The sequence below is a fragment of the Cohnella herbarum genome (genome assembly GCF_012849095.1).
Lineage (GTDB): Bacteria > Bacillota > Bacilli > Paenibacillales > Paenibacillaceae > Cohnella > Cohnella herbarum.
Genome location: NZ_CP051680.1, coordinates 4,200,178 through 4,223,434, shown reverse-complemented (window position 1 = coordinate 4,223,434; position 23,257 = coordinate 4,200,178). Strand labels below are relative to the sequence as shown.

Here is a 23,257-nt window from a genome sequence, read left to right as displayed (position 1 = left end):
AAATAAGGAGGCATTTTATAATGACGCTAAAAAGTTTTCGTTTAGCCTTCCTGTGTTTGCTAGCATTACTGTTGGTCGTACCTCCGCTTGTTCCCGGCTCTGTTTTGCCGAAAGCCGATGCGGCGGAAAGCCTGGGCGACACAATCTATGTATTCGATCTGGACGCTTACGAGAATTCGCTGGACCGGGCCGACTGGTACGATCTTAATTTATTTTTCGGTACACTTCAGGGGATCGTTAATCAGAAAGGGCCTAAACTGTATTTGCGCAACTACCGTTACACGCCTATTCTGAATGATCTGTCGTGGTATGCCCACGACGATACGAATTGGGAAACAAAGAATGTCAATCCTTATTGGCTAAGCAAATTCCAACAATCGGGACAGTGGTTAAGCGAAGCTAACGTAACCGTCCTCCCGTCTATCGATGCGCTAGTCCAAACTTTTGCGGGCGAGATCCAAGGGTTGATCCTGTGGGATCCCAAGGTGGATGCTACAGTAAACGTGGCGACTACGATGGCGGGAATCGAAGGCGCTCCTATCGTTATGTCGGGCGGCGATTTATATACGCGGTTAACGTCGGCTCCCAATTATTTAGCGGTCAAAAGCTCATGTATTGCTGCTCCGTTAACCGGACCATGCGATTTGGCGGGGAAATTCTCCGGAATTAACGCAAAGACCGACGCTTATCTCTGGGCTAAGACGAACTATCTCGATACTGGAAAAGCGAACCCGGGCATGCTTTCCTATATTGGCGATGGCTTTACGCGACAGAATACCGGGCTTCGGACGCAGGGCTATACGATCGAACGGGATTACTTGGTTAAAAACAAAGCGTTCGTGTTCGATCTGTCCCCGTGGGGAGACGAAGCGCCAAGCGACGCGCCAGAAGCTAGTCCCGTATCCAAAGATAAGGACACGCTGACCGCAATTCTTCAGTCCGCGTACAACCAGCACGGCCAATATTGGCCGATCGAGATCGTCGGATTCGTACCCTGGTGGGATAAGTACTCCACCTTCACGGGAGCGCAGGACTCCCCGAACGGGGACGGTCGGTCTCAGCACGACGCGATCGCGGGAGAGTGGGGAAGCCTCCAGTTGTTTTCGAATTACAACGCCCACTTGACTAGCATTATAGATATCGTAGGATATGGCAACGCCAGCTTTCATTCCTGGGCTCCGGTCGGGAAGGAACTCGCCAATCCGCCTAAGTCGCCGCCGAGAAAAACGTTGCAGAACAAAACGTACGTCTTGTACATGATGGGAGACCACGATGGCGGAACAGTCCATCAAACCTTTCCGCGCTTATGGGAAGACGATAGGAGAGGGACGGTACCGTTGGCATGGGGCATCGTGCCGAACATGTTGCGGGATTACCCGGATATTGCCCAATATTTGTACGATACGGCAACTCCGAACGATTATTTCATTGCGGGAGCTTCCGCGGGCGGTTACATGAATCCAGGATATTTGACCTCCGCTCAATTGCCCGTATGGACCGAGTGGAACGAACAATTGTACAAGCGTTCAGGATACACGATGTCGGGATTCGTGCTGAACGGTAACGCCGGCGCTCTGACGCCCGCGATCGAGCAGCAATTCTCGAAGTTTAGCGGCGACGGCATCGGCGCTTGGATGGGACAGATCGCGGGGCCATTACCCGACGTCCGCAGCGGGAATATGGCCGTTACGCAGATCAATACGGACATATTCAGATTCGATGTCGATACCGCCGTGTCCAGATTGCATGCGGCTGCCGCTAGCTCGGGCAATGCGGGATCTGCACCGAATTTTATCGAGGTCCGTTCCTCTTGGGCGACGCCGAAGTTCATCGAGCAAGTAAATAAGAGAATCATGTCGGAATATCCGGGCGACCAATTCGAAGCGGTGGATCCGTACACGTTCTTCTCGCTGATTCGCCAAGCCAAGAGCAATCGAGCGAACGACGCTATCGTATTGTCCGCCGACGTTCCGGATGTCATGGTGTCCGGCCAGGATTACGATGTCGCGCTAACGATCCGCAACGTGGGCGGCAACGCTTGGGCGGAAGCGACGAGCGATCGGCTGGGAGCGGGATGGAACAATCAGTTTACTTGGAAAAACCTGAATGGAGGCTTTTCCGCCGGTGTGACGAATCAAAGGGTATTTCTATCCGCAGGAGAAAGCGTCGCTACCCAATCGACAAAAACGTTCAAGTTCACGGTGACCGCGCCGACCGTCGCATCTCCGGGCAGCTATACGTTAGGAGCGATGATGGTTCGCGACGGAACGGCTTGGATGGGAAGCGAATATACGAGAAAGGTAACCATCGTACCCGCCGCGGGCGATCAAGCGATCGTGACTGCCGTTAACGTGCCGGAGATGCTCGAAGAGGGAACAACCGGCACGGTATCGATTACCTTTAAGAATGTTGGGAACACGACGTGGACGTCTACGGCTGGCATTCGACTTGGCGCAGTGCAGAAAAAACTTGCGCAGCGAAAGACGATGCCGAACCAGTTGTTGTGGACTGGCCCGGCCGGATGGGGCTACGGAAACTCCGAAACGGATCAACGGGTGTTCCTCGCTCCGGGCGAATCGATAGCCCCGGGGGCCATTAAAACTTTCGATTTTAATGTCCTAGCACCCTCGAAGAGAGGGAAGTACGTCCTTTCTGCCCAGATGGTTCATGATGGCGTGACTTGGTTCGGTTCACCGGTCGAGAAGGAAATCAAGGTTGTGCCTGCCGGCAGGATCGGATTCGATGCCGAGCTTGCGGGTGCTGTCGTTCCGAAATATATGATTGCGAACTCATCCGCCAAAGTTACGATAAGCGTGAAAAATACCGGGACGGAGACTTGGAGCGCCGCAGACTCCTACGGGTTGGGGGCTTCCATATCCGGAGAGCAAAACGAGCTGATTTTCGGCAGCTTCACGGACGGGGGATACTCCAATAGCGCTACGGATCAGCGCGTATATCTGAAAGCAAGCGACGCGATCGGACCGGAGCAAACTAAATCATTCACGTTCGATATTCAGGCAGGTGCCGCGTTAGGGCCTAAGGCGTTCTCGGTGGAAATGGCGCATGACGGATCGGGATGGTCCGGGAAGAAATATACGTTTACCGTTAACGTGGTCGGCGGCGGGAACGATGCCGTCTTCACGAACCATGATATTCCTCTGACCATGGCGGCGAATTCTATCCAGAACGTGAACGTCGAGGTCATGAACCGGGGAAGCAGCCCTTGGAAAGCGGGAACGTATCATCGCCTGGCTACGACTACAAACAATCAATTCCGCCTCAAGGAATTTAGGGACGGCGGGTTCAGCAATGACCTTACGGATCAACGGGCTTATCTCAATAATGCGGAGACGATTGCGCTAAACCAGAAAAAACAATTCACGTTTTCTCTGCAGGCTCCATCGACGCCGGGTACGTACACGATGGAATTCAAAATGGTGCAAGATCTGGTCGCCTATTTCGGGGATACGCTGACGCTCACGGTCAACGTGGTCGACGGTTATTCGAAACGAATCAATGCCGGCGATGGGGCTTTAGCGGATCCGAACGGCGATTGGTTAGCTGATTGCGCTTATGGCAGCGCATCTTGTCCGACATGGGGATACGTCGGAGCATCGACGATTGCGACAACGGCGAATGCCCAGACGGTGTGGAACAATGGGATTGTTTATTCGTTCCCGGCGGCGATCTATCCGTCCGCTCGCAAAGGAACCTCCTTTGGATATCGGTTCGATGTGCCGAATGGTACGTACCGAATAAGTCTGGGGTTATCGGAAATTTCCAAAACGCAAACGGCGCAAAGGTTGTTCGCCGTCGAAGCGGAAGGACAGGAGCTGTTGACCGGGTTGGACGTATATAAAGTCATGTGGTCGCGAATGACGGGCGGCAAGGACAAAGGAAGAACGTATCAGTTCGATGTTCCCGTCACGGACGGACAACTGAACGTAGACTTCCTAGGCCAAGTCGACGAAGCGTCGGTTAACGGGATCGTCGTAGAGCGTCTATACTAAACTGCGGGAAGTCTCTTTCGATTTGGAAGAGACTTCCCCTCATTGAGGAATATCGCTGAAAATGCGGTGGACGACGAATGACACGCAAGGCAGCTTGTCCGAAACGACCATGTCGTCGCCCTCGAACAATTCGAGCAGATCGAATTGTTTGCGATCGTTCAGCCGATACTGCTCCAACGTTCGGGCTTCCGGATCGATGATCCAGTATTCCGGCACTCCGTGTTTCTCGTATACCGCCATCTTCTTCAGTCTGTCCCGTTTCCTCGAGCCGGGAGATAGGACCTCCACTACCAGATCCGGCGGACCTTCGACTCCCCGGGAAGTCACGATGTGTTGGCGACTGCGATGAATCATGAGTACGTCAGGCTGCACGACGTTCGTATCGTTCAGGATGACGTCCAGGGGAGCGACGTAGATCAAGTAATCCGTTTTGCAACCTTGACGCAATTCATGGATCAGTTCCAACGAAATGGACTGATGCGCCGCTGTCGGACTCGGAGACATCAGTTCCAACATCCCGTCGATGACTTCGTATCGTTTGCCGTCATCCGGCATTTCCGCATAGATCTCGTAAGTGACTTGTTGATCTTTTACTCTATCGGCGGCTTTTTTGTCTTTTTCCATGCGAATAGTTCCCTCCTTATAATAGATTCTCAACCAACCACTATGCTATTCCAACATCTCCGGAGGCACGGGAAGGCTGCGTACGATCTCGTTCATGCTGAACGAGACGCAAGGAGCCGTCTTGGAATGGATTGTATCGTCTCCGGCGTAGACCTCCGCTAGCTCGTAGCGGTCGCCATCTAGAACGTATTGCTCCAAGGTGAAGTTGGAAGGGTCGACGATCCAGTATTCGGGAACTTGATATCGGGCGTACACGCTGCGCTTCGTCACCTTGTCCCGCCTGCGGGAATGCTCGGAAGTGATCTCCGCAACAAGATCGGGAGCGCCGTTAATTCCTCTATTGCTAATGATAGATACTCTGTTGCGGTGGACCATAACAAGGTCTGGCTGCCGAACTTCCGTGTCGGACAAGATGACATCGATCGGGGATGAAACGATAATAAACTCGTTACGGCAACTTGAGTTGAGTATATACTGCAACTCATAACTGATTGCTTGATGGATGAATGTAGGAGCTGGGCTCATCAACTCCAGCACGCCGTCCGAGATCTCATAACGATTGCCGTCATCGACCATATTGGCATAAATCTCGTAAGTAACGGGAGACTCCTTCATGACCTCTTCGAGAGTTTTCTTTTTCATTTCAACAACCTCCGCCCCATAAAAATAGCACCTGCAAAGCAACACGTCTTGTGTTTGACTTTGTGAGGTGCTTCCCCGACTTTATTTCCTTTATTATGATCGAACTCCCAAGGGCTGTCAAACCATGACGACCCATCGATGATCGAAAGAAACAAAAATAGCTCGACATAAATGTTTGTTTAATATAGTATAATGTTATAAACAAACAAAATTGATTTAAGCTAAGAGGAGAGGTTATTATCATGTCTACTACGAAGCCGAGATTAAACCGGATGTTCAGCGCGCAGGGCAAATGCTTCGACGTGGCTATCGATCATGGCTTTTTTAACGAGTTCTCGTTCCTGTCCGGCATAGAAAATATGAAAAGCGCCATCGAAACGGTCGTCCAAGCAGGGCCCGATTGCATCCAACTAAGCACGGGGCAGGCCAGATTGCTGCAGGAAATACCGGGTAAAACGAAGCCGGGGCTCGTCTTGCGTACGGATGCCGCCAACATCTACGGAAACGTGCTGCCGCGCTTCCTGTTCAGCGAATTGATCGATCGCGCGATCGAGCAAGCCGTCCGCTTGGACGCCGTTGCCGTGTGCGTGAACTTGCTGTTGCTTCCGGGCCAGCCGGAGCTTCACCACCAATGCGTGCGCAACGTCGCGATTCTGAAGACGGAAAGCGAGAAATACGGCATGCCTCTTATGGTAGAACCGCTTGTTATGCTGCCGAACGAAGAGAAGGGCGGCTACATGGTGGACGGGGATATCCGTAAAATCATGCCGCTAGTACGGCAAGCCGTCGAACTCGGCGCGGACGTCATCAAAGCCGATCCTAGCGACGACGTAACGGAGTACCATCGCGTCATTGAAGTGGCCTCGGGCATTCCGGTTCTCGTACGCGGAGGCGGACGGGCTAGCGACGAGGAAATCGTTAACCGTACGGTAGAGCTCATGAATCAAGGCGCTTCAGGTATCGTTTACGGACGTAATGTAATCCAACATCCGACACCGGGAGGCATGACTTCCGCATTGATGAGCATCGTGCACGATGGAGCAAGCGCGGAGCAAGCGCTCGCGATTCTGAAAGGAGCGCAAAACTAATGGCGAAGAAAATCGTATCGTTCGGCGTTATCGGCTGCGGGTTGATGGGCAAGGAATTCGCCAGCGCGGCTGCCCGCTGGTGCCATCTGACGGGCGTGGATTTCGAACCTCGCATCGTGGCGGTATGCGACGCGAACCCGGCCGCGACCCAGTGGTTTCAAGAGAACGTGCCTAGCGTGAAGTCGGCTTACACGGACTATAAGGAATTGCTTGCCGACTCTACTGTCGAAGCGATCTATTGCGCGGTTCCGCACAATTTGCACGAGCAAATCTATATCGATATTATTCAAGCGGGCAAGCATCTTCTGGGGGAGAAGCCTTTCGGTATCGACCGTGAGGCGAACGAAGCGATCGCGGCCGCGATCAAGGCAAATCCTCAAGTCGTCGTGCGAAGTTCGTCGGAGTTTCCGTTTTTCCCTGGCGCGCAACAGATCGTTCAGTGGGTGAACGAAGGCAAGTTCGGACGGATCATCGAAGTCGAAGCCGGATTCTGGCATTCCAGCGACCTTGACCCTACGAAAGCGATTAACTGGAAGCGCCGTATCGCTACGAACGGGGAGTACGGCTGCATGGGCGATCTTGGGCTGCACGTGCTTCATTTACCGATGCGTTTCGGCTGGAAACCGAAGAGCGTGCGGGCTCTGCTTTCTAAGATCGTTGAGGAGCGTCCAGACGGAAAAGGCGGATCCGCGCCATGCGAGACATGGGACAATGCGATTCTCGCTTGCGACGTCAAGACGGACGATCAACAATTCCCGATGGTGCTTTCCACGAAACGGATCGCTCCGGGGCATGCGAATACTTGGTTCATTCGTATTCAAGGCACCGAATTATCCGCGGAGTTCACGACGAAGAATCCGAAGCAAGTCGCGTCGCTTCCGTATACCCCGGGCGGTCAGCAGGCTTGGCATGTCGTAGACGCGCCTTATAAATCGGCTTACGGAACGATCACCGGCGGCATCTTCGAATTCGGTTTCTCGGATTCCATCTTGCAGATGTGGGCAGCCTTCTGCGATGAGGTCGTTCATGGCAAGGAAGGCATGCAGCAATCGTTCACTTGCGCTTTGCCGGAAGAAGCGGCAGGGAGCCACCGGCTGTTTACCGCCGCTCTCGAATCCCATAAGACGGGCGGAACCGCGGTCGTCGACTGGGGGAGCGAGGCGTGAGCAATCGCGATTACTCCGCTGCCGAGATCGTAATCGCCGGACATATTTGTCTGGATATCATTCCATCGATGCACGCCGGCAAGCCGGGTCAGGGCATCGGGGAATTGCTCGTCCCCGGCAAGCTTGTCGATATAGGGGCTGCTCAGCTCTCGACGGGCGGCGCGGTGTCCAATACCGGAATCGCCCTTCATCGCCTCGGTTTTTCGGTTAAGCTGATGGGCAAGGTCGGCAACGATCTGTTCGGGGAAGCAATTCTATCCATCCTGAAAGGATACGGAGAGAATTTGGCCGAGGGCATGATCGTGTCGTCCGGCGAATCCAGCTCTTACACGATCGTGATTAACCCCCCCGGGGTCGATCGTATTTTCCTGCACTGTACCGGAGCGAACGATACGTTCTCGGCGGATGACGTAACTCCGGAAGCCGTGGCTGGATCGAAGCTTTTCCATTTCGGCTATCCGCCGCTCATGCAAAGAATGTACGAGGAGCAAGGCGCGGAATTAACGCGGTTGTTGTCGGGAGCCAAGGCGCAGGGCGCGACCGTATCTCTCGATCTGGCGCGGCCGGATCCGGACTCGCCTGCCGGTCAGGCGGATTGGAAGGCCATTCTGCAACGGGCCCTTCCTTACGTAGACGTGTTTCTTCCGAGCTTCGAAGAAATTCTATATATGCTTCGGCCCGAGCATTACCGGGAGCTGTCCGAGCGACACGGTACGGCCGAACTGCTCGCGTATGCGGACGGTCCGCTGCTGAACTCGCTGTCCGAGGAACTGCTCGGCATGGGAGCGGCGGTCGTCGGGTTAAAGCTCGGCGAGCATGGCTTATACGCTAGGACGACCGATAGCTTGGAGCGTCTGCGCGGCATGGGAGCATGCGCGCAGAGTGAGGAGAAGTTGGAAACTTGGCAAGGCAAGGAACTGCTTGCTCCGTGTTTTCAGGTCGAAGTCGCCGGTACGACGGGGGCCGGCGATTGTACGATCGCCGGATTTCTAGCAGGGCTGGTCAAAGGGCTAACGCTCGAGGAAACATTGCTTGGAGCGGTAGGCGTGGGTGCATATAACGTCGAGCGTTCGGATGCGGTAAGCGGCGTTCCCGGTTGGACGGAAGTCCAGACGCGGATCGCATCGGGCTGGAAACAGCGCGAAGCTTCGCTTTCCCTGCCGGGGTGGACCCAAGAGAGCGGACGCGGGATATGGCATCGACGCTCGGACGGATAAAACGAAAGGGGATAAGAGGATGTCCATATTACGAAGCGAAGTGAAACGCGCGCAAGCTCGCACGGCTGAGTTGTTCGCCAAGGCGGGCATCGTATTGACCGCCGAGGAAAGCGATCGAATCGAGGTCGCGTGTTTCGGGTTAGGCCAATTGGAGACGCAGGGCCTTGAACTGATCACGTACGTGAATACGGACCGGTATTGCGCTAAGGATCTGGTCTTGTTCCCAAGACAGACTTGCCCGGAGCATATTCATCCACCAGTGAACGGAGAGCCGGGTAAGATGGAGACGTTTCGTTGCCGATGGGGCAGCGTAATGTTGTACGTGGAGGGGGAGGCGTCGCCGAATATTCAAGCTATCGTTCCCGCTCGGAGCGCCGCATCGTATACCGTATTCCACGAAATCGTCCTTCTCCCGGGAGAGCAATATACGATTCCTCCCGGAACGAAGCATTGGTTTCAAGGCGGTCCGGACGGCGCGATCGTATCGGAATTTTCCAGCACGAGCCGGGACGAATTCGATATTTTCACGGATCCCGACATCGTGAGAATGCCCGTTATCCTTGAAGATTAACGAGAGGAGGCGCTCGGCTTGCTGTTATACGGGGAGAAGATGACGCGCCGGGAAGTCGAAGCCCGCGTCGGTCATCTCGGACAGATCGGCGGCGTTCGGCGAATGAAGCTGACGGAAGGCAAGGAAGCGGGCACGGAGCTGATTGAAGTCCGGACGGGAGCCGGACTTTCCTTCGACGTGGTTCCCTCCAAAGGTCTCGATATCTCTCATGCCCAAGCGTGGGGAGCGTCCTTATCCTGGCAATCTCCCAACGGCAACGCGCATCCTATGCATTACGAACCGGAGGGAGTCGGTTGGCTTCGCACCGCTTCCGGCGGGCTTCTCATGACGTGCGGTCTGTCGCATGTCGGTTCGCCGTCGTCGGATGATACAGGTTCATATGGACTGCATGGAAGGATTCATCATACACCCGCGAAAAACGTTAACGTACGAGAACAATGGGTAGGCGACGAACTGGAGTGGGAAGTTTCGGGCGTGGTGGAAGAAACCGCGATTTTCGGCAGCAAGCTTAGACTGACGAGAAGCATCTCCGGTCGTCTAGGAGACAACCGGGTTACGATCAACGACCGGGTGGAGAACTTCGGTTTCCAACCCGCCGCTCATATGATGCTCTACCATTTCAACTTCGGCTTTCCTCTATTAGGGGAACATACGGAGATTGTATTGCCGGAGGCCGATAGCGAAGCCCGGGGAAGCGGAGGCGCTTTGCTTGAAAAATGCGGCCGATGGGAAGCGCCGGATGCGTTGATCGAAGAAACCGTATATTACCATTTACTTAGGCGGGAGGCTGCGGACGCGGAAGGTATGGCGGAAGCGCGGGTAAGCAATTCTCGTTTTCCGGCAGGCGGCGTTAGTCGACCTCTCGCGGTAACGCTAAAGTGGTCCGTCGATACGCTTCCGAACCTCGTTCAGTGGCGCATGCCCGGCGCGGGCGAGCATGTGCTCGGATTGGAGCCTTCCAATTGCAGGGTAGAAGGACGAGCGGAGGAACAGAACCATGGCGGACCGTTCATTTTGCAACCAGGATCCTCGGCTAACTACCGGTTAGAGTTGAATGTCACCAGCTAGACGGCGATAATAAAGGCACACCGGGCAAGACGATAATCGGGAGGCCATTTCGGATGAGGACAAACGCATATCCAGGTTTGAACGCAAGGCAGCAGCAAATGCTGGAGCATATTTCCCGGGAGGGCGAATTGAAACTCGCGATTCTGAAGGAAACCTACCAAGTAACGGAGATGACGATCCGCCGGGATCTCGAGAAGTTGGAAGAGACCGGGGCGATCAAACGGACGTTCGGGGGAGCTATATTCATCGGCAAAGACGTTGCCCTGCAGGAGAGGGCGGGCATTCTGACGGAAGAGAAAGCGAGGATCGGCCGTCATGCGGCGTCCTTGATTCAACCGGGGGAATCCGTATTCATGGACGGCGGTACGACAACCTCGCAGATCGCGAAGTTTTTGCCGGCCGGAATGAAGATTACGGTGGTGACCAACGCGGTTAACGTGTTGGCGGAGCTGTCCGGCAAACAAATACCGGTACTTATGACCGGAGGCATGCTGCTCGAGGCGACGAACTCCCTCGTCGGTCCGATCGCGGCGCAAAGCTTGGCGGGAATGGCGTTCGATCGTATTTTCCTAGGCGCGACCGGCGTGAATACCGAACACGGATTCAGCAACTCGAACATTTACGAGGCGGAGATCAAGCAGATCGCGATCCGACAGGCGGCGGAAACGAATATCGTGCTCGACCATACGAAGTTCGGGGCCAAGGTGCTCGTATCTTTCGCTCCTCTAGCGGGAGTAGGACGGATAGTGACGGATCGCTTGCCGGATGATGACCTCCAGAGGGCTTGCGAAGAAGCGGGTATCCGGTTGGAGATCGCGAACCCATTCTAACATCGCCAATATCGTAGGAGCATGTCGCGTTTGCGTATATACACGATTACGGTTATTTGCTACCCTGAAGCTGTCTTATCCGATTCTCATATCGCGGGAGGGTAAATTCAATGAGCAGCATTCGCGTCGGAATGATCGGTACGGGAGGCATCGCGCAATGGCACGGTAGGCAATTGCTGGAGTTGCCGGAGGTAGAGATTGTCGCAATCTCGGATACCAGCGATAAAAGCAGGGAATCATTTATCGGCAAGTTTGACTTGTCGGGGGTAGAAGAGTTCGGCGATTACGCGATGATGCTCGATAGTTGCGAGTTGGATGCCGTAGTCATCTGTTCCCCTCACACGCTGCATTTCAAGCAAGCGATGGACGTTCTGAACCGCGGACTTCATGTCTTGATCGAGAAACCGATGACCTGCTCATCCGGCGAGGCTGCTCAACTGATCGAAACGGCTAACAAGTCGGGTAAAATATTGCAGGTGTCGTACCAGCGTCATTTTCAACCCGAGTTTCTGTATATTAAAGATGCAATCGCTAGAGGGGAGATCGGCAAGCTGACTTCCATTACGGCCTCTCTCTATCAGGAGTGGAAGCAGGGAACTCCCGGAACATGGCGCCAAGATCCGTCCCTGTCGGGCGGCGGTTTTCTCATGGACTCCGGCAGCCATATTATCGATGTCTTGTTGTGGACGACGGGACTTACGCCGATAGAGGTTAAGCCTCAATTGCACAAGCATGGGTCGCCGGTCGAGATTGACACGTTTACTTCGATCCGATTTGCCGAGGGGGCGATAGCCTCGCTGAATCTTGTGGGATATTCGCCGTGCTGGCATGAAACATACGTGTTCTGCGGAGAAGAAGGCGGGATTTTCTACGAGAATGGCAAGATTACGCTTAGACGTTACAAGGAGGAACCGATCGTGCCGGAGCTTCCGGAGCAGACGACCAACCAAGACAAGAGCTTCATTGACGCCGTTCTAGGCCGGAGCGATGTAGCGGTAAGCGGAGAATTCGCCTACAAGGTCGTGAAGCTATCGGAGATGATCTACGAAGGTGCCGGATATTCTCCAATCCCAATTGCGAGCGGTAAGGGAGCTGACCTATGAATTACAAATTAGGCATGCGAATTCCTCCCAAGATCGGGAAGGAGGGAATTCATGCGGTAGCCGATTGGGCGGCGAAAACCGGATTGGACGTTCTGGATGTGCCGGAATTAACGCATGAAGTGAAATCGGCTTGCGACGGAGCCGGCATCGGCATCGGTTCGGTGGATGCGCGGAACGTCAGGTATTTGCTTAGCCGGGACGAAGCTCTTCGCTCGGACGCGGCGGAAACTCTGAAGAAGCAAATGGACGGAATGTCCGAGCTCGGCGGGCAGATTCTGTTCATGTGCCTGGTGCCCGACGATGTTACGCTTCCTCGCGCGGAAGGCTTCGCAATTTGGAAAGATACGTTCCCGGAGCTTGTCAAACATGCCGAGAAGAAGGGAATCTACATGGCTATCGAGGGCTGGCCGGGACCTGCGCCTTATTATCCGACGCTCGGATGTACCCCCGAGATGTGGCGGGCGATGTTCGAGGCGATTCCATCGAAGCATTTCGGACTTAATTACGATCCCTCCCATTTGGTTCGGTTAGGTATCGATTATATTCGCGCGTTATCCGAATTCGGTGAGCGGATCAACCACTGCCATGGGAAGGATACGGAGATTTTGTCCGATGAGATGTACGAGTGCGGGACGTTGCCGGCCACCTTCGGGTCAAAATACGACTTCTCGGAAGGCTCTTGGCGGTATACGATACCGGGACACGGAGAGGTGGATTGGGGCAAAGTCGCCGTTCGCTTGGAACGGATCGGTTATCGCGGAGCGATCAGCATAGAGTTGGAGGATCACCGATACTGGGGTTCGCTGGATGCCGAGTGCCAGGGCGTGGAAAAAGCGTTGGCCCATTTGGTTCGATATTTTAGGTGATCATGCGGTTTATTTCTCCGTTGGCTGTTTAACCTCGTTAATATCGGGTTAATAAGAAGCATAAAGGTAACGATGAAATACGAAATCGAGGTTTCTCTCTCGCAAGGCGAGCGGTTTTACTCGGTTTCAGGCGCACGAAAGACGAATCGGACCCTCCACCACCGTAGGGCATTCGTTATTGCCGCAAGGCTAACCAAGCGCCTGAGCCGATTAAAATAAACTTCAAACCGAAAGGGGATAGTCCATTGGAGAATGAAAGCGAAGCATGCCGGGATCGGATCGTGCCGAGAAGAAGCAGGTGACAGCTTTTTCGTAATCCGTGGGCATGCGGGACCCAATCGATCATAGACAAGCAGGGAATGCAAGGAGTATAAGATTCGATAGCGCATATATGCAATGGCGCGGAATGAAAGGATAGGGAAGACGATAAATGAATAGCCGTTGTCAACGATAGCCTCCGTTTATCATGATATAAACGGGGGCTATTTTACGTATATATGGGTGTGGAATTGCCTTCCAATGTGATACGATGGGTGCTAGATGTATCCATTCTATTATTTTCCGTTGAAAGGGATGTTCGTCAAATGCCGTTAGTCGATATGCCGCTTGAGAAGTTAAAAGAGTATCAAGGAATCAATCCGCGTCCGGCCGATTTCGATGTTTATTGGGATCGGGCGATTGCGGAGATGCGGGCCGTGGATCCGCAAGTCGAGCTTATTCCGAGCGAGTTCCAGACGCCGCAAGCCGAGTGCTTCGATCTTTATTTCACGGGAGTGCGCGGCGCTCGCATACACGCGAAATACGTGCGTCCCCGAAACGTTAACGAGCCTCACCCCGCCGTTGTGTTGTTCCATGGGTATACGGGTAATGCAGGGGATTGGAACGATAAGCTGGCATACGCGTCGCTTGGCTTCTCCGTGCTGGCCATGGATTGTCGAGGTCAAGGCGGATCGTCCGAGGATACGGGAGGCGTGAAGGGCACGACTCATCAAGGGCATATCATTCGCGGGCTCGATGATCATCCCGACAATCTGTTATTCAGACATATTTATCTAGATACGGCCCAATTAGCGGGGATCGCGCTTGAACTTCCGGAAGTCGACCCGGAACGCGTTTACGCGGCCGGAGGTTCCCAGGGCGGAGCCCTGACGATCGCTTGCGCGGCGCTCGAACCGCGCGTGAAGAAGCTTGCGCCGGTGTTTCCGTTCCTATGCGACTATAAGCGGACGTGGGAGATGGATTTGGCGAAAGATGCTTACCAAGAACTGCGTACGTTTTTCCGCCACTTCGATCCGTTGCATGAACGCGAGGACGAAATTTTCGAGAAACTCGGTTATATCGACTTGCAGTATCTTGCCGATCGTATTCGCGGCGACGTTCTGATGTTCGTCGGTCTCATGGATACGATATGTCCTCCTTCCACTCAATTCGCCGCCTACAATAAGATGATCGCGCCTAAGCAGGTAGTCATATACCCGGACTTCGGCCATGAGCATCTTCCGGGATCGACGGACAAGACGATTCAATTTTTCTTAGGCTGATTCGGAATGAAGCTGGAGAGACTCATTTCGATCATTTACAGGCTGCTCAATAACGAGATCGTATCCGCGTCGGAATTGGCGGCCAAATATAAAGTTTCCCAGAGAACGATCTATCGCGATATCGACATCATTTGCGCGGCGGGTATACCGGTCGTCTCCTATCATGGGGCCAATGGCGGCTATGGAATCATGGAAGCGTACAAAATGGAAAAGAGTTTGTTAGGCTCGTACGACGTAGCCTCTTTGGTTACCGTACTGAACAGTCTGTCCCGAGTGTTCAAAGACGACCGGGCGGCGGAAACGATCCATCGCCTTCAGACCGTGGACAACGGCGATCGCGCTCCGACCATGACGATGGATATCGGGAGCTGGGGCGTGTACAACGATTTTCTGCGGTTGTTAAGAACGGCGATTATCGAACGCTTCGTCGTGAAGTTCGAGTATATTAACGCCAAGAACGAGAGAGCGGCCCGAGTCGTGGAGCCGGTCAATCTTTCTTACAAGTTCAATACTTGGTATTTGTACGGCTATTGCAGAACGCGCAAGGATTATCGGGAATTTAAGCTGTCGAGGATCGCGGAATTGGATTCGACGGAGGAAAAATTCCATAACAAACATGATGTCCGAATTGAACAATCCGAACGGCCTTACAGGATGTACGATAGAACCCTCGAGATCGTATTGCGCGTGTCCGCGAATTCGTTGGCGCACTCGCTCGACGTTTTCGCGGAAGCGGATAGAAGGTTCGACGAAGACGGTTCGTTAACTCTAGTCCTCCGGGTGTCCCGGGATACTCGAGATTCCCCTTACGAATGGGTCGTTTCGAGAATTCTAAGCTTCGGGACCGGCATCGAGATTATCGAGCCCCCGGAGTTGAGACTATACGTGAAAGAGCGAATAGAGCAGATGCTAGAGAAGTATCGGGATTAAACTTTACGAGAAATAAAGAGAGAGCACCGAGTCCGCCGCTACGGATTCGGTGCTCTTTTTGGATATAAGAGAGGTATTGCGCTCAAGCGTCCACGGTCAATCTTTCCGACTCGCCTTCAGCGGACTTCGGGTCGGGCTCGACGGAGAGACATGGGACGATTTCTCCCTCTACTCGCAAGCAAATAACAAGGTTTGAATGGAATGAGCCGGACTTACGGACTCGGCAAGCTCATCGCGGTTCCGAACGATATACGGAAGATCTTCATCCGTGCGGTTAAGCACGACGACGGCGATCGTTCCATCTACGTTCTTGAACGCGATCGTGTCCAGCTTCTCCGTATATTTAGAGCTGGCGATTCTCACGGCGCCAGGACGAATATACTTGCTGAAGTGGCCGATGTAGTAATAAGAGCTTTGGAACGTGAGCGAATCGTTTTGCGTATCCGCGATAATCGGCGCGTCGCAGTAATTGCCGACATGGTTCGGACCGCCTTGCTCATCCAATACGATGTTCCAATCGGTCCATCCGGACATCCAATTGTTCAGGTTGCCGATGATGTCATGAGCGTAGCGCTCGCCGCTTTTCCAAGAGCCGAGCTGTACGCCTCCTTCGTGGCAGCCTTCCGTGAATATGAGGCCCTTGTCCGGAAACCGGTCATGCACGGCGGACAACGCTTGGAAGTGATCCCCGGAATACCAGTGGAAGCCGATACCCCAAATATATTTGGATGCTTCCGCATCCAGGAATGCAACCTTGGCGCGGTCATATACGCGTTCTTTGTTGTGATCCCATATCATGAGGCGAATTCGGGAGAGATCCGCTGCTTCAAGGGCAGGCCCCAGATGATCGCGAACGAAATCCCTCTCTTCCTCGGCGGTATAGATGCAGGAATCCCAGATTTGCACGGCTTTGGCTTCGTTCTGAACCGTTAAACCCCAGATCGGCAAACCTTCCGCTTCGTAAGCTTCGATGAACTTGACGTAATAACGCGCCCAAGCTTCGCGGTATTCCGGTTTTAACTTTCCGCCGTTGTTCATTTCTCCGTTCGTCTTCATCCAGGCGGGCGGGCTCCATGGCGACGCGTACAACAGGAAATCGTCCCCGGCGGCAGCGTATGCCTGTTTGATGTAAGGAATAAGAGCTTCCTTATCCCGGCTAATATCGAAGTTGGCTAGCGTAGCATCTTCTTCTTCCACGTAGGCGTAGTTGCCGACGGAGAAGTCGCAGCTGTTGATGTGCGTGCGGCAGAGCGTATAGCCGATGCCTTCTTCCGCATCGAAATAAGCTTGGATGATTTTATTTTTGTTTGCTTCTCCGAGCTTGGCGGCGGTTACGGCAGATGCTTCCGTAATGGCACCTCCGAAACCGATGATTTCTTGATATGTCAAATCGTCGTATACGTTGATCAGTTGGGTTTCTACGCCCTTCTCATCAGCGTGGAACAATAAAGAAGCTTTCTCCGAGAGCCTGTCCTGCGATTTCTGTTCCGTCTGGATGAGTCTGACTTTTCTTTGGCTCATTTGGTTAACCTCCATAAATATTTATATGATTATTATAGGAGGAAAAGCCGCAACATATGTAGAAACAATGTGATTGAAAACCTATACGATCTGGTCATAGTAGGCGCGAGAATTGAGGGTGACAGTATGACGGTTAGCGATATTAACGTTCAACTTTGCGAGTATTCGAGACATCAGGAGCCGTTCAAGCATGAATACGGCAACGGCCTCGATACCTATATTATCCGATTACAAATTGAAGGGGTTAGCCAAGCGCTGATCGACGGGGAATTGACCGAAGTGCTTCCCGGGGATCTGCTGTTATTCAAGCCCGGAGATATTTACGAGCTAAGGATCGGTACGCCCGGACAGCCGATGAAACCGAACGGGGATTATTTCGTCTTCTGTACCGGAAAAGGAATCGACGACTGGTGGGGAGAGAAGCGAAGGCCTACTCGCAAAAGAATCGCGGAAGACGAGCGGATCAAAGGGATCTGGCATCAATTGATCTTGGAAAGAAGACGTCTTGACGGCGGCCATTCGGAATTGATCGCGCTGCTTGTCCGTTCGCTGCTGCTGTTGCTGGACCGTGCGCTCGAAGAGGCTCCGCCAGCCCAGTCGGTATCCGCTTTCCATGCTTTGAAGATGAGGAACTATATCGAAGAGAACGCCGCTAAGGTTTTGAGATTGCAAGATGTCGCAGGTCATGCCGGACTAAGCGTATCGCGGGCCGTACATCTGTTCAAGGAGCATTTCGGAATATCCGCGATGCAGTACGTCCAGCAACTAAGGCTCTCTCATGCGTTGGAGCTACTCGATCACAGTCTGATGTCCTTGGAGCAAATCGCCACGGAGACGGGACTAAGCAGCTACACTTACTTTCACCGGGTATTCCGCGAAACTTACGGCATTTCCCCCGGTCAATACCGGAAGAAAAGGGCTTCTAATCCCGACTCTACGATTTCACGAGTTTAAGCCGCCCCCAGCGGCCTATCCGCCCAAGTTGCCTCTCTTTGAAGATTTTCCCCGGCATTTCCCCTTCCGAATCGAGCTAGCTAGACCCAGGGATCGATTTGATTTATGATTACCCTCAAACAAACTTACCTCGCGGCGGGGAGGACATCGCGGATGAAACGGTGGTTCAGAAGGTTAACGCCCGAGACGTTCAAGAATCGCATTTTGCTGGCATTCTTATTGTTCTTATTGGCACCGATCGCCTTGCTCGTCGTCTATAACTTCAAGGAAACGGAGCGGGTTCTGCAGGAGAACGCTTCGGCCAAGAACATGGAACAGCTCGCGGGAATCAAGAACGGTTTCGTCGATTTGATGAGTCTCGTCATGAAGACGGGATTGCTGCTAGAGCAAGATACGTACTTGCAATCGGTGATGAAAGAACCGGAGCAGCTCGACGATATTAAGCGGAAGAAGGCCGTGGAGAACAAATTCGGCGGCATCGAAAACAGCTTTTTCCTTACGGGAGCTACCGTGTATTACACGTTAATGGATTTTCACGGGAATGCTTATACGTCCTTTCTTCCCCAGAATGCTTTGAATTACGAGGAGCTGAAAGCCGAGTCTTGGGTGAAAGTTCTGCAACGGGAAGGCGGGGAAAGGTATATCTGGAACCCCAACGACAAGAATTACGTCATTCGGGAGTGGACGAACAGCCGCAAAATGCTCAGTCTCTATCAGGTGCTTCGCGACGAGGGCATGAAGCCTTACGCGTATGGACGCTTCAGCATCGATTACGAGGAATGGTTCAGCCGCACGACGGAAGATCGGCAAGAGGAAGGGGCTTATTTTCTGCTGAACTCGTCCGGCCAGACGATGATCCAATCGATAGCGGAGCAGACGATCAGTGAGACGATCATATCGAATATTATCTCCTCTCCCGAGGATGCGTTACCCACTTCGTTCATCGACGGCAAGGAGAGAACGCTTTATACGTTCAGCCGGATTAAGGAGCTTGACGGTTATCTCGTGAAGAAGGTGCCACTTGCGCAATTGTTCAAGGAAGTGGACAAGCAGAAACAGCGCTTTTTTCTGGGCTTCGGCGTTATTCTGCTCTTGTTCGTGCTGCTCACTTATTTGATTTCTTCTACGATTACGGTTCCTCTTAAGCTGTTCCAGAAGAAGATGGATACGTCCGTGAAGGCGAACCTGAAGGTCAAGCTGCCGGAACAAGGAAGAGGCGAGATACTGGCATTGACGCGAAGTTTTAACTCGATGATTGACGACATTAACGATTTGTTGGAACGATTGAAGCTTGAGGAGAGACAAAAGCAGTTCGTAAGGTTTCAGGTGCTATTGGCGCAGATGAACCCCCATTTCCTGCTCAATACGCTGAATACGATCAAGAGCATCGCGCTGGATAAAGACGAAGACGACATCTACGAAATCTGCGTTTCGTTGGGGAAAATATTGGAGACGACGCTTAACACGGAAGTCGATCTGATTTTTCTCAAGGAAGAAATGGTGTTGATCGATTCTTATATGGGTATTCAAAAAGCGCGGTTCGGCCATGGGATTACGATCGAATACGAGGTGGACGAGGAGCTGAGATACGCGCTTATTCCGAAATTCTGTTTGCAGCCGCTCGTGGAGAATAGCTTATTGCACGGCTTCGGACAATCGCCGCAATCCGGTCTGATCGAGATTAAAGCTTCGGCGCGCGGTTCGCTGCTGTATTTGGAAGTGACGGACAACGGCGTCGGACTCGAGCAAGCGAATCGGAAGAAGCCGTCTCGCCAAAGGAAAAGCATCGGAGTCCAGAACATACGGGAAAGCTTGGAATTGATCTTCAAAAACCAAAGCACGGGACTAACCTTGGAAGCGTTGGATACAGGGACGAGAGTCGTCATGCATATGCCGCTTCTGTTGTCTAAGCCGTATCGGAAGGATGAATAGGAGGATGGCCATGTGGCGGACTTTGATCGTCGAGGATGAACAACCGGCAAGAGCCAGCATGCGCAAGCTGTTCAAGAAAGCAGACATTCCGTTCGAGATCGTTGGCGAGGCCGCGGACGGGAGAGAGGCTCTGGCGATCATTCGCGAAATCCGGCCCGACGTCGTCATCACCGATATCGATATGCCGATCATGGATGGAGTTAAACTGCTGATGCAAGCTAGGGAAGAAGGCTTCGATTGCAGGTTCGTCATGCTCACGGCGATGAGCGAGTTCGAATATGCCCGGCAAGCGCTCGAGTACGGGGCTTCGGGTTATTTGCTCAAGCTGTCGCTCGACGTCAACGGTTTGCGACAAGCGATGATGAAGGTCGTTAACGAGTTGGAGCAAAGAGAGAAGCTGCGCAAGGTCGACAAGTGGTTTCCTGGCGGCAATCAGGCCGAGCCGACCGATCATCCCGAGATGAACCGAATCATCGGCTACATCGAAGAGCATTACGCGGAAGAGATCACGCTCAAAGGACTTGCCGAGTATATTCGGATGGATGCGAGCTACGTTAGCGACTTGTTCAAGAAGAAGACGGGTTCGACCTTAACCCACTATATTCAGAACCGGAGAATACAAGCGGCTAAGATGCTGCTCGCGGAGACGGATAAGACGGTCAGCGAGATCGGCCGGCAGGTCGGCTTCGAGAACGATAATTATTTCATCAAAATTTTCAAACGTTGGTGCGAGGCTACTCCGAACGAATACCGGAAAGGGATTGCGTCGGATTAAGTTCGCGAAAGAAACAAAATCCGTTCTATGAATGTCCAAATGCCGTTCATCCCCAAACCGTTCCCCGATGATAAAGTTATACACGTAGAGCAAACATATGTTTAGGGGGATAAGACGAATGAATAAGAAAAAGTGGTTGGTCTCAACGCTTTGTTTCGTCATCGCGGCGGTGCTGCTTGCCGGTTGCGGAGCCAATAACGACGCGAACGGCAACGGAGCGCCGGCTTCATCCGGGAATTCCGGAAGCGAGAAGATCAAGCTGACGCTATGGGGCGCCGTTCCCGCGGAAGCCGGACCTCAAGCCGTAATAGACGCGTGGAACGCGGAAAATGCCGACGTCAAAGTAGAATACGTACGTTACGTCAATGATGACGCGGGGAACCTGAAGCTGGATACCGCGCTTATGACGGGGCAAGAGTCGGACCTGTTCATCAACTACACGTTAACTCGTTTGCAGAAGCGCGTGGATGCGGGCGTTGCCGTAGACTTGAGCGCGAAGACGGACTATAACATCGATGATCAGATGGGTCCGGACGCGGCCCTCTGGAAAATCAACGATAAATACTACGGCATGCCGACCAAGAAAAACATGGCGTTCTTCTGGTTGAACAAGAAGATGCTCGACGACGCGGGTTTGCCCGTTCCTCCGCTGGATTGGACATGGGACGATGTGCAGCAATATGCGATCAAGCTCAAGAAAGATAACGTATACGGCTTACTCCAGCACGATGCCAGTTTCACGAACACGATGGACGGTACGGTTGCGGGGCTCGGCGTAACGAAAGCGGACGGAACGTCCAACTTTAATAACGATCTCTGGAAGAAGTATTTCCAAACGCTGCACGATATGATGTTCAAGGATAAGTCGACTCCCGAATACGGAGAGCAATTGACGAGCAAGATGCCCGTGGACACGATGTTCCTGAAAGGCGAGGCGGCGATGCTGAACGCGGGAGAATTCATTTTCCGCAATGCGAACAACTTGACCGAATTCCCTCACGACTTCCAAATCGCGTTCGCGACGACTCCGCGCGTCTCCGCGGATCAGAAAGATTTCAAGTATCCGGGCGGAGTCGGGGACGTGCTGTCGGTTAACGCTAAATCCAAAAATCAAGACGCGGCATGGAAATTCGCGAAATGGTATGCCGACGGCGGCATGCTGCCAATGGCAAGCGGCGGACGCATTCCTTCCTCCAAGAGCGTGGACAGCAAACAGGCGATCGAACTTCTGCTGAAGGGCGTAGAAGACAAATACGACGTCGACTCCTTGAACAAAGTCGTATTCGGCAGTTTCGAGTCGTTCCAATTAAGCGTACCTCAACAAGTCGTAGATGCGAGGAAAGAGGAGTACGAGAAGTACTTCTTGAACAAACAAGATCTGGATACGACCTTGGCTAATATGGCGAAGAGACACCAGGAGTACATTAAGTAATCGAATAGATCTATCGCGGCGGAGAGAAGAAGGAACGACGCTTCCTTCTTCTCTTTGTTGCATTCATTCGGAGTTTAAGAAAGGCGGCGATTCCGTGAAACGGCGAAGCTGGATTCAGAAGCAAGGCTGGGTAGGGTACGCGTTCATCATGCCGAACATGCTCGGCATTCTGCTATTCTTCATTGTTCCCGCGTTATATTCGTTCGGTCTTATGTTTACCGACTATCAATTTGCCAATCCGAATTATTCGTTCACGGGGATGGATAACCTTAAACGTTTGTTTCAGGACGAGCAGTTCTACGGCGCGATCAAGCATACGGGAATTTTCCTTCTGTCGGTACCGGTTTCGCTCGTGCTTGCGTTCATCGTTGCACTCGTGCTTAACCGGAGCGTTTACCTGAAAGGCTTGCTTCGCGGGATGTTCTTCCTTCCGTATATCTCGAGCGGAGTTGCCGTCGCGTTCGTCTGGATGCTTCTGTTCCAGCCGTCGCACGGTCCGATCAACGAAGTGCTCAGATGGATCGGCATCGCCTCTCCTCCGGGCTGGTTCGCGGATCCCGACACGGCGATGTACGCGATCGACGTCGTGCAGATCTGGTTCATGCTCGGCTATAACATGATCATTTACCTGGCCGCGCTTCAGGAGATTTCCACGGAACAACTGGAAGCGGCGAGGATCGACGGAGCGAGCACGAGAACGATCACTTGGAAAATCGTATGGCCGCTCGTCAGCCCTACGACGTTCCTATTGCTGATTACCGGCCTCATCATGACGATGAAATCGTTCTCGTTGATTCAGGCGATTACGGGCGGAGGGCCGAGCGGCAGTACGACCATCCTGTCGCTATACGTCTATAAGACGGCATTCAGCTATTACGAAATGGGATACGCCTCGGCGATTTCCTGGTTCTTGTTCGCGGTTATTTTATTGATCACAGTCATCCAGTGGATCGGCCAGAAGCGCTGGGTCCATTACTAGAGAAGGGG

The 23,257-nt window shown here is 53.0% G+C and carries 19 protein-coding genes; 16 read left to right on the top strand and 3 right to left on the bottom strand.

The features are described from left to right. Window positions 1–20: 20 nt before the first annotated feature. Complete coding sequence (locus tag HH215_RS18015) at window positions 21–4,010, top strand: NBR1-Ig-like domain-containing protein (RefSeq protein WP_169281167.1); 3,990 nt, start codon at window positions 21–23, stop codon at window positions 4,008–4,010. Between the two features lie 39 nt (window positions 4,011–4,049). Here HH215_RS18015 and HH215_RS18010 read toward each other — a convergent pair whose 3' ends face one another. Next, window positions 4,050–4,634 carry a Uma2 family endonuclease gene (locus tag HH215_RS18010; RefSeq protein WP_169281166.1) on the bottom strand — a complete coding sequence of 195 codons (585 nt, stop codon included), beginning with the start codon at window positions 4,632–4,634 and terminating at the stop codon, window positions 4,050–4,052. 45 nt (window positions 4,635–4,679) lie between these two features. Further along, window positions 4,680–5,276 (bottom strand): Uma2 family endonuclease, encoded by a 597-nt coding sequence (locus tag HH215_RS18005; RefSeq protein ID WP_169281165.1) that lies wholly within the window; start codon window positions 5,274–5,276, stop codon window positions 4,680–4,682. Window positions 5,277–5,518: 242 nt separating this feature from the next. On the opposite strand from HH215_RS18005, the gene HH215_RS18000 reads away from it, so the two are divergent. The 10 genes from HH215_RS18000 to HH215_RS17955 all read left to right on the top strand — a co-directional run bounded on the left by HH215_RS18000 (window position 5,519) and on the right by HH215_RS17955 (window position 15,656). After that, window positions 5,519–6,364 (top strand): class I fructose-bisphosphate aldolase, encoded by an 846-nt coding sequence (locus tag HH215_RS18000; protein ID WP_169281164.1) that lies wholly within the window; start codon window positions 5,519–5,521, stop codon window positions 6,362–6,364. Then, window positions 6,364–7,530, top strand: a complete 1,167-nt coding sequence (locus HH215_RS17995; protein WP_169281163.1) for a Gfo/Idh/MocA family protein — start codon at window positions 6,364–6,366, stop codon at window positions 7,528–7,530. Before HH215_RS18000 ends, HH215_RS17995 begins: the two co-directional genes overlap by 1 nt. Then, window positions 7,527–8,747: a carbohydrate kinase family protein gene (locus tag HH215_RS17990; protein WP_254450138.1), complete on the top strand. Its 1,221-nt coding sequence runs from the start codon at window positions 7,527–7,529 to the stop codon at window positions 8,745–8,747. The genes HH215_RS17995 and HH215_RS17990 overlap by 4 nt, the downstream gene beginning before the upstream one ends. A gap of 19 nt (window positions 8,748–8,766) precedes the next feature. Beyond that, on the top strand, window positions 8,767–9,318 hold the full coding sequence (locus HH215_RS17985; RefSeq protein ID WP_174887629.1) for a D-lyxose/D-mannose family sugar isomerase: 552 nt from the start codon (window positions 8,767–8,769) through the stop codon (window positions 9,316–9,318). Between the two features lie 18 nt (window positions 9,319–9,336). Further along, the gene (locus HH215_RS17980) at window positions 9,337–10,386 is read left to right on the top strand and encodes a DUF4432 family protein (protein ID WP_169281162.1); all 1,050 of its coding nucleotides are present in this window, start codon (window positions 9,337–9,339) and stop codon (window positions 10,384–10,386) included. 53 nt (window positions 10,387–10,439) lie between these two features. After that, a complete protein-coding gene (locus HH215_RS17975; protein WP_169281161.1) occupies window positions 10,440–11,216 on the top strand; it encodes a DeoR/GlpR family DNA-binding transcription regulator in 777 nt (258 codons plus the stop codon). A gap of 110 nt (window positions 11,217–11,326) precedes the next feature. Continuing rightward, window positions 11,327–12,319: a Gfo/Idh/MocA family protein gene (locus HH215_RS17970; RefSeq protein ID WP_169281160.1), complete on the top strand. Its 993-nt coding sequence runs from the start codon at window positions 11,327–11,329 to the stop codon at window positions 12,317–12,319. Further along, window positions 12,316–13,185 (top strand): sugar phosphate isomerase/epimerase family protein, encoded by an 870-nt coding sequence (locus tag HH215_RS17965; RefSeq protein ID WP_169281159.1) that lies wholly within the window; start codon window positions 12,316–12,318, stop codon window positions 13,183–13,185. Before HH215_RS17970 ends, HH215_RS17965 begins: the two co-directional genes overlap by 4 nt. Before the next feature lie 584 nt (window positions 13,186–13,769). Next, window positions 13,770–14,726 (top strand): alpha/beta fold hydrolase, encoded by a 957-nt coding sequence (locus tag HH215_RS17960; protein WP_169281158.1) that lies wholly within the window; start codon window positions 13,770–13,772, stop codon window positions 14,724–14,726. 6 nt (window positions 14,727–14,732) lie between these two features. Beyond that, window positions 14,733–15,656 carry a helix-turn-helix transcriptional regulator gene (locus HH215_RS17955; protein WP_169281157.1) on the top strand — a complete coding sequence of 308 codons (924 nt, stop codon included), beginning with the start codon at window positions 14,733–14,735 and terminating at the stop codon, window positions 15,654–15,656. Between the two features lie 168 nt (window positions 15,657–15,824). Here HH215_RS17955 and HH215_RS17950 read toward each other — a convergent pair whose 3' ends face one another. Beyond that, window positions 15,825–17,177 carry a glycoside hydrolase family 30 protein gene (locus HH215_RS17950; RefSeq protein ID WP_169281156.1) on the bottom strand — a complete coding sequence of 451 codons (1,353 nt, stop codon included), beginning with the start codon at window positions 17,175–17,177 and terminating at the stop codon, window positions 15,825–15,827. Between the two features lie 126 nt (window positions 17,178–17,303). On the opposite strand from HH215_RS17950, the gene HH215_RS17945 reads away from it, so the two are divergent. The 5 genes from HH215_RS17945 to HH215_RS17925 all read left to right on the top strand — a co-directional run bounded on the left by HH215_RS17945 (window position 17,304) and on the right by HH215_RS17925 (window position 23,249). After that, window positions 17,304–18,131, top strand: a complete 828-nt coding sequence (locus tag HH215_RS17945) for a helix-turn-helix transcriptional regulator (protein WP_169281155.1) — start codon at window positions 17,304–17,306, stop codon at window positions 18,129–18,131. 153 nt (window positions 18,132–18,284) lie between these two features. Beyond that, window positions 18,285–20,063 (top strand): sensor histidine kinase, encoded by a 1,779-nt coding sequence (locus tag HH215_RS17940; protein WP_169281154.1) that lies wholly within the window; start codon window positions 18,285–18,287, stop codon window positions 20,061–20,063. A gap of 10 nt (window positions 20,064–20,073) precedes the next feature. Further along, window positions 20,074–20,838, top strand: coding sequence for a response regulator transcription factor (locus tag HH215_RS17935; protein ID WP_169281153.1), 765 nt, complete (start codon window positions 20,074–20,076; stop codon window positions 20,836–20,838). Between the two features lie 118 nt (window positions 20,839–20,956). After that, window positions 20,957–22,270 (top strand): ABC transporter substrate-binding protein, encoded by a 1,314-nt coding sequence (locus tag HH215_RS17930; protein ID WP_169281152.1) that lies wholly within the window; start codon window positions 20,957–20,959, stop codon window positions 22,268–22,270. A gap of 94 nt (window positions 22,271–22,364) precedes the next feature. After that, on the top strand, window positions 22,365–23,249 hold the full coding sequence (locus HH215_RS17925) for a carbohydrate ABC transporter permease (protein WP_174887628.1): 885 nt from the start codon (window positions 22,365–22,367) through the stop codon (window positions 23,247–23,249). Window positions 23,250–23,257: the final 8 nt, after the last annotated feature.